Origin of the sequence: Aeromonas australiensis (genome assembly GCF_000819725.1) — a bacterium.
Taxonomy (GTDB): domain Bacteria; phylum Pseudomonadota; class Gammaproteobacteria; order Enterobacterales; family Aeromonadaceae; genus Aeromonas; species Aeromonas australiensis.
This window is the reverse complement of sequence record NZ_CDDH01000014.1, coordinates 78,676-86,055: the sequence shown is the minus strand read 5'-3', so window position 1 is coordinate 86,055 and position 7,380 is coordinate 78,676. Positions and strand designations below refer to the sequence as shown.

General features: G+C 53.0%; 6 protein-coding genes. 5 read left to right on the top strand and 1 reads right to left on the bottom strand.

What is annotated here, in order from left to right; genetic code table 11:
* From BN1117_RS02825 to BN1117_RS19320, 4 genes are all read left to right on the top strand, one after another.
* The coding region (locus BN1117_RS02825) for a type I secretion C-terminal target domain-containing protein (protein WP_040094747.1) at window positions 1–3,437 on the top strand (3,437 nt) is incomplete at its 5' end.
* Between the two features lie 86 nt (window positions 3,438–3,523).
* Window positions 3,524–4,084: a hypothetical protein gene (locus BN1117_RS02820; RefSeq protein WP_040094746.1), complete on the top strand. Its 561-nt coding sequence runs from the start codon at window positions 3,524–3,526 to the stop codon at window positions 4,082–4,084.
* Between the two features lie 55 nt (window positions 4,085–4,139).
* Window positions 4,140–4,856, top strand: coding sequence for an SIMPL domain-containing protein (locus BN1117_RS02815; RefSeq protein ID WP_040094745.1), 717 nt, complete (start codon window positions 4,140–4,142; stop codon window positions 4,854–4,856).
* Between the two features lie 167 nt (window positions 4,857–5,023).
* A complete protein-coding gene (locus BN1117_RS19320; protein WP_167334807.1) occupies window positions 5,024–5,239 on the top strand; it encodes a hypothetical protein in 216 nt (71 codons plus the stop codon).
* Between the two features lie 121 nt (window positions 5,240–5,360).
* Here the strand turns inward: BN1117_RS19320 and BN1117_RS02810 are convergent, their stop codons facing one another.
* Window positions 5,361–5,885 carry an acyloxyacyl hydrolase gene (locus tag BN1117_RS02810; protein ID WP_040094744.1) on the bottom strand — a complete coding sequence of 175 codons (525 nt, stop codon included), beginning with the start codon at window positions 5,883–5,885 and terminating at the stop codon, window positions 5,361–5,363.
* Between the two features lie 1,074 nt (window positions 5,886–6,959).
* On the opposite strand from BN1117_RS02810, the gene BN1117_RS02800 reads away from it, so the two are divergent.
* Window positions 6,960–7,331 (top strand): hypothetical protein, encoded by a 372-nt coding sequence (locus BN1117_RS02800; RefSeq protein ID WP_040094742.1) that lies wholly within the window; start codon window positions 6,960–6,962, stop codon window positions 7,329–7,331.
* The last annotated feature ends 49 nt before the right edge of the window (window positions 7,332–7,380 follow it).

Genomic DNA, 7,380 nt, shown 5'->3' with positions numbered 1-7,380 from the left:
ATCAGGCCTTCACCGTGACCATCAATGCGACCAACGATGCGCCCATGCTGTCTGTCTCGGATCTGCGTATCTCTGAAGAGGGATTAGCGTGGGCCAACCCGGATAATTCACCCTATCCGGACGATACCACAGACAGCACATCAGCCAGTGCTACGGCCAGTGTGACGGATATCGATAGCAGCGCCTTTACCTTTACGCTCTCGGCACCATCCAGCTTGAGCTCTGGTGGGCAGCCTGTGGTGTGGAGCGGTATGGGCTCTGCGCTCCTGATTGGCTCCGTGGGGGGGAGCCCGGTCATCCAGGTATCGGTGGATCCGACGGGCAAATACACGGTTGATTTGCTGGGCCCCATTGATCATGAGTTTGGCGACAATCAGGAAGGATTGAAGACATTTACCTTCAACTTGTCGGTCAGCGATGGTGACTTGAGTGATACCAAGCAGGTTAATGTGGTGATTGAAGACGATATGCCCGTGATCACCGGCATCGAAAGTCTGGAGGTGATGAATGTAGCTGGCATCACCACCGGTGGTCTGTTTGGCGTCTCGTTTGGTGCAGATGGTCCTCTGGCTACCGGTGGATTGAAATTGACCGGATGGCCCGATTTGGCCGGGATCACCGAGACCTTGTCCGCAGATGGCAAGACTCTGGTGGCCACCATTGATGGCAGTGGGCTGCCACCTAAAGTGTTCTATACCCTGACTCTCAATGAGGACGATACCTATAGCTTCAATCTGGTTACCCCTCAGCCAACACAAACCCTTGCGATTGGAGCACAGTTTGGTGCCGGTGGACCGGTCGAGACTATCGGGGTGACTGCGGGCGGGATTGACATCCTGTTTGATGGCTTGCTGTTTAATAGCAATGTGAACAACCCCCAGAATCTGCCGGGCAGTGATCTGGATGATCTTAATCCGAACAGTAATGGTTTCGGGATCAAGAATGGCAACCTGGATCACAATGAAGGATTTAGAGTGACCACCTCTGCGGCAGTCGATGGTCTCTCCTTCAATGTCTACGGGGTCGGCAATACCAATACCAGCACCATCCAGTGGGTAGCCTATGCAGCAGATGGTGTCACAGTGGTTGACTCGGGCGAACTTGTTCTGTCCGGGCTCAAGAGTGCCATGCAGATGGCCACTATCGAGTCTAGTGGTGAGTTCAGTCAGCTGGATATACGTTTTGTGCTGGATGGTAACAACTCGGTGCGCATTGAGGAGTTCGCAGTGATCGACAGGGTGACACCTCCCGATATAGATCTCAATTTCAGTGCAACCTTGACCGATGGGGATGGCGATCAGGCCAGCGCCAACTTCACAGTCTCAGTCAAGAGTAATGAACCCCCTGTCGCCTCAAACATTCTGGTGGTTGGCAGCAATACCTCGGATACCCCAGACAGCACCGGGACACCCACGACCGGGGATGATCACAAGGTGCCTAATCCCACTGGCAGTGTGGATGGTGTCGTGGCGGGTGGTACCGGGCACGATATTCTGGTCGGGGATGTGGGTGGCACCGCCACTAACTTTATCCCGGGTGAAAATTACAATATAGCCTTGGTTGTGGATGTATCCGGCAGTATGGCTGGTGCCCGCCTGAGCATGCTCCAAGCATCCCTGACCCATCTGGCCAATCAGCTCAAGGATCATGACGGTGAGATCAATGTCACCTTGATCAGCTTTGCCACCAATGCCAGCGAGCGTGTGACCATAGTGGGATTGGATGCCAGCAATGTGAACACCCTGATCGGTGCCATTAATGATCTGGTTGCCAATGGTGGCACCAACTATGAGGCCGCGTTCAATCAGGCGGTGCAGTGGTTCAACAATGGCAGCAAGGCAGATCCCGGCTATCAAAACCTGACCTTCTTCGTCACGGATGGCAACCCGACTTACTACCTCAACGACAGCAATCAGGTAGCAGGACCGGGCAACAGTACCACCTACACTGTGGTCAAGGAGTCTGTCGATGCGTTTGCAGCGCTGAGCAGTATCAGTCAGGTTAATGCTATCGGGGTGACCAACAGCGTCAATCAGGAGCTGCTCAAATTCTTTGACAACACAACAGAGACTGGCTCGCAGTTCTACTCGGCCGGCAGCTTCCTTGACCTTGCCACCTTTGGTTCTGGAGGCACTGGCATCAATGCGGCCTCTGGATGGGTACGCAGTGGTGATGCACAAGGAACACATACAGTAACAGGGGGTTACCTGCAGATCCGTGAGGATCGCACAAATGCCGATACGGACCGTACTGTGCTGGCACTGGCCGTGGCCAATGCTATCCAGATCTCGGCCGCGCAAGCGGGGGCAAGCCTGCAGTTCCAGTACGCATTGAGTTCTGTCAATGGGAGCGACAGTTTCACATGGAAATTGGTGAGACTGGATGGCGGGGTCTGGGATCTGGCCAATCCCCTGCAAAGCGGCACCGTCACTGGTATCAGTACTTCAGGCACCACAGCTTATAGCACCATTACCACCAATGGGCTGGCGGCCGGGCAATACGGGTTTGTATTCGAACTGCTCGACAGCTCCAACAACCGGACTGCAGAGGTGCGGATAGACAATATCCGGATTGAGCAGGGATTCAACGCCCCGATTGGGGAGGCCCAGATTGTGACCAGTGCCGAGCAGCTGACGGCAGCACTGACCGAGGGGGATCAAATCACAGTGCTGCTGGGCGCAGGCAATGACGTACTCGAAGGCGGGGCAGGCAATGACATCCTGTTTGGAGATGTGCTCAATACCGATGCGCTGGCTATTCAGCTTGGCTTGAATCTGCCTGCGGGCTCCGGTTGGCTGGTCTTTGAAACCCTGGAGACCAATCATGGCTGGACGCGAGCACAGACGGTGGATTACATCCGAACCCATCTTACCGAGCTGAGTCAGGAGAGTGGTCGCAGTGGCGGCAATGACACTCTGTATGGGGGCAGTGGCAATGACATCCTCTTCGGTCAGGAAGGCAATGACATTCTCGATGGGGGGGATGGAGATGATTACCTGCACGGTGGCTCAGGAAACGACATTCTGATTGGTGGGCTTGGCAATGACATCCTGATTGGTGGTCTGGGGAACGATACCATGACCGGTGGGGCCGGCAGCGACACCTTCAAGTGGCTGGCGGGTGATGCGGACGGCAGTACCGATACCATCACGGATTTCACCCTGGGTGCACCGCTCAGTGGTGGAGATGTGCTGGACCTGTCGGATCTGCTGGTCGGTGCCAGTGCGGATGCAAGCGCACTGCAGCCATACCTTAATTTCAGCTATGACGCAGTCAATGGACAGACGGTCCTCACCATCGATACGAATGGTGCCACCAATGGTGTAGAGGTGCATCAAACCATTCTGTTTGATGGGATTGACCTGACAACCCTGGGTAGTAATCAGGACATCATCAACAAACTGCTTGAGGATGGCAATTTGAAGGTTGATCCGTAACGCTGTTTCGGGGCCGGGCTTGCCTGGCCCCTGTTTTTTCCCCAAGGGGATGGATAAGATGGCGGCAGTAAAGGAGAGGGGTAATCATGCAGTCATTCAACTGGATCGACATTGATGGCATCCGTTATAGCTGGGATGGGCAGGGGAACATTACCTGTGCAGGTCAGTTTGGCTATCAGGCCTCGATCGCGGGTGATCGGCTGGATGGGATGGAGATTGAGAATGAGGCCGGTGATGTCGCGGGCTCGCTCTATGTTGACTTTGCTGCGGCCTCTATCACCTATGTACCCGTCATGGATACCGAGTCAGCCCATAACGTGATCCTGGTTGGTCATGAGCATGGGCAGCAGGAGTATCCGCTGGCGAGTTTTCACTCCCCGTTGCTGCACGATTTGCTGGGACCATCTGATACCATTCCTTGGTCTGCGATGGAGGAGCTGAGTGGTGGTAACGATAGCGGACAGGTTACGCAAGGACACGTTCTGTCGTGGGACTCGTTCCATTTCGATGATGAGGTATTGGTCTGTGACGCGGCTCCTGCGTTGGATCTGGCAAACCAGAGTCAGGAGCCTGGCAGCATGGTCACCATAAGTCTTGACCTGACCAATCAGATACTGGATCAGCTCCCCCCCTTGCACGATATATGAATCCCGTAGCCGCACGGGCATAATGACCTCAATCTTTCCGATTGAGGTTTTTTCTATGTGGCGTCCCCTTCTTACTCTTTCCGCTCTGGTTGTCAGTGCTCCGCTGCTAGCGATTGAAGTACCGCAAGCGCCCCATCTGGTGGTGAGCGGTTATGCCGAGCAAAAGACCGAACCCGATATGCTCACTCTCAATGTGGCGGTAAGTGCACTGGATAAGCAGGGCCTCAAGGCCAAGCAGCAGGTTGATACCAAGGTCGCAGCCTTCTTCAGCCAGCTGGAAGGGTTGGGGATCAAGCGCAGCGATGTTGAGGCTGGCAACTTGATGGTCTCACCGGAATATCAGTATGGCGATAACAAGAAGCCGGTATTGCTGGGATACCGTGCCCAGCGCCAATTGGCTGTCAAACTCTATCAGCTCGATAAGCTGAGCCCCTTGATGGATACCGCCCTCAAAGCCGGGCTGGAGTCCGTCTCCCGCATTGAATACGGGCTAAAATCGCCGCAGGTTATCAAGGAGAAAGCCCGTTTGAATGCCGTGGAGGATGCCAAAACCAAGGCTGAGTCTCTGGCCAAGGCATTCGGGATGAAGCTTGGCAAGGTGTACAGTGTGGAGTACCGCAACGCTTCGCCCATCACCGCCTACAGCCGCAATCTGAAGGTGGGGCAGGCTATGGCGATGGCGGCTCCCGTACCGGATATGGCAGACAACAGCTATCAACAGCAGCTGATTACGGTAAGCGATAACATCGAAGCCGTTTTCCTGCTGGAGTAACCGCTCCCTCCATCAGTGGCTCACCCCCTTACTGGCACCTGTTATCACCTGGTGCTGATTGCGGCTCTTGGCGAGGGCCGCCGTGGGCCCGTTTTAGCAAATGGCATTGGCTGGTGAAGCAGAAAAGTCCCGTTTGCGGTTTACGCCAGCACAACCGGTCACCGGCTGTGTCGGGGTACCCCCCTTTCATCTCTACCATCGGGCTTGGCTCCAGCCGCCTCGCCAAAATGCAGGGCATGTCGGGTGCAAATGCCCGTATCCGGCCCCCCTCTCACCCGAGTGGCTTTAGCTGCGATCTCGCCGCCTCCGATGCCTGGTTCGGGGCGACGATGACCACTATGGTCACTGGTCAGGCAGTGAGCATCCCCATGGCCCCGAGCTAAAAAAGACCCCTTCTTTTGAAAAAGAGGGGGTCTTCAGCACGCTCAAGCCTTCCCGGGAATGAAGGCTTTTTCGTATCGCATTGTGGAGGGAGCGGCAGAGGTAACGGTCGAATCTGTCTGGCTAAAACCGATACTCGATGTGGAGATTATGGCTGTCCAGCCCTGGGTTCTTGTCGTACCGATCAGCGTTGGACATGTGTTCATACTGATAGCCGATCAGCCAATTTCTGCTGATTGAATAACCAATCCCGATGCCAAAGGTAAACTGGACAGGGCCGCCATAATCTTTGAAGCCATTGCCACGCTGACCAAACTGATGCTGGTCGAGCCACACTACATCGGCAGGGATCCAGCCTGTCCAATTGTTCCAGCGGCACTCCATGCGTGCACCGCCCCCCAGTCTGGCGGTGCTTTCGCCCCCGACTTTCAGCATACCGCCACGTCCCCCCAGCCCAAATTGACAGCCTGAGTCGCCCCATTGCCAGAACATGTGATGGAACTTGGCGTCGGCGATTTTGATGTCGAGCTTTTCCTTGCTGAAGGCTTTGCCAAGCTGTAATGCCACGATATTGTCATTGGCCATCACAGCCGGGCTGGTGATCAGTGTTGCCAGCATGCAGATCCTTGAAAGAGTGTTAGCGTCCATGCCCCCTCCTATGCCGTTGTGACCCTGTGGTACCGATTCAACCGGACACATCTAAGGCATAGACAACGTTCAAGAGCATTGTCAATTCGTGACAGAAAACTAAAAAAATGTATGTTGGCTAATTAATGGTCTAGCGTGCTTGGTTTCTATATGGCGCGGATGTTTTGTTCGTTAATCGAGCAATCTTGTTTCGTGAGAAGATGAGGTCGGACCAATGCGTTTAATTTGATTAAACTGTTGGTTTGAGTACTTGGTATGTCTGAAAGGTATTTAGTAGGTATTACTATCACGAAATAGAGGTTGCATACATCATTTCCTCTTTTTTAGCAAGATATGGTGGTCGCAAAAATAGATTAACTATAGATAAAGTGATGTAGCTAGAGCATAAATAAGCACTCTCTAAATTGTATATTTTCTCGCCACCACGCCTTTAATAATTCAACCCAAGCTATCATCCATGGTTTGATGATTGAAAATCAATGTAAAAACAGTAAGTTACTTGATGCATCATATAACATGGTTTCTGGGGGCAGGATTTATTAAGTGTTGACTCAATCGTGACTGGTTGATAGTATCCCCCAAAAATAAAATAAGCATGATATACGTCACACAATGACGTTCAGTGCACGGGTTGGATGTTTACTGCGCAATCTACGCTGTTGGTTTTTTAACTGGCAGTGCTCGCTATTACCCCCCCCGTTTTATTTTTCTCAGTCAGTTTGCATGTTTTTTGTCCGGGAAGATGTCATTGCCGTGCGGTAGCTATGTCTATTCACTTTAGTGGCAATTGTCGTGCGGTAGCCATGCATATTTTCATGGAAACCATGGGTTCCATGGGTTCGTTGCTTGCTCTTTGCTTTTCTTCGCGCTCCTTGCCGCAAGTTAAGCCAAGCCTCCCGTACACAGGCATCGTATGCGGCAAATTCAACTTGCCAATCGGAGCGTCATCTCGGTCTAACGGCGCGAAATGCGATTGCCTCTCTTGTTTCATTTCCTCAAAAGCTCGCTTCCTCCAAGCATTTACGGAACACTATTGCGCATCTCGCAATATGAACTAATGGAAAATCTTGATACATGAACAATGTCACTCCGTTTCTGGCGGTCATCTTCGCCATTCAGCTCGGTGGCTGCGCATATCAACCTAAGCAGGTCGAGGCATCTCGTCCATTGGTTAACCCGGTTGATATGAATGCACAGCCAGTTATGCCAAGCGCTGTACAACAGGCGCTCAATACGCTGCCTCAGGGCTCGGCGTTCACCCATCACGACACCACATTTACGCTCGGGAAGCGTTATGTCTCGGCGCTTGGGCGTGAGTGTGTCGAGCTGATGTACAGTCAGCAGCAAGGGCACCAGCAACGCAGTGCAGCTTGCAAGAGTGCTGAGCAGTGGTACCAGGTTCCTCAATTGGATCAGGCATCTTTGGGCAATTTGTTTGCCGGGTAACAACGCGAAAGGGTTAGGTTTTGAAGATTAAAAGTAGCCGTTTGAGTTT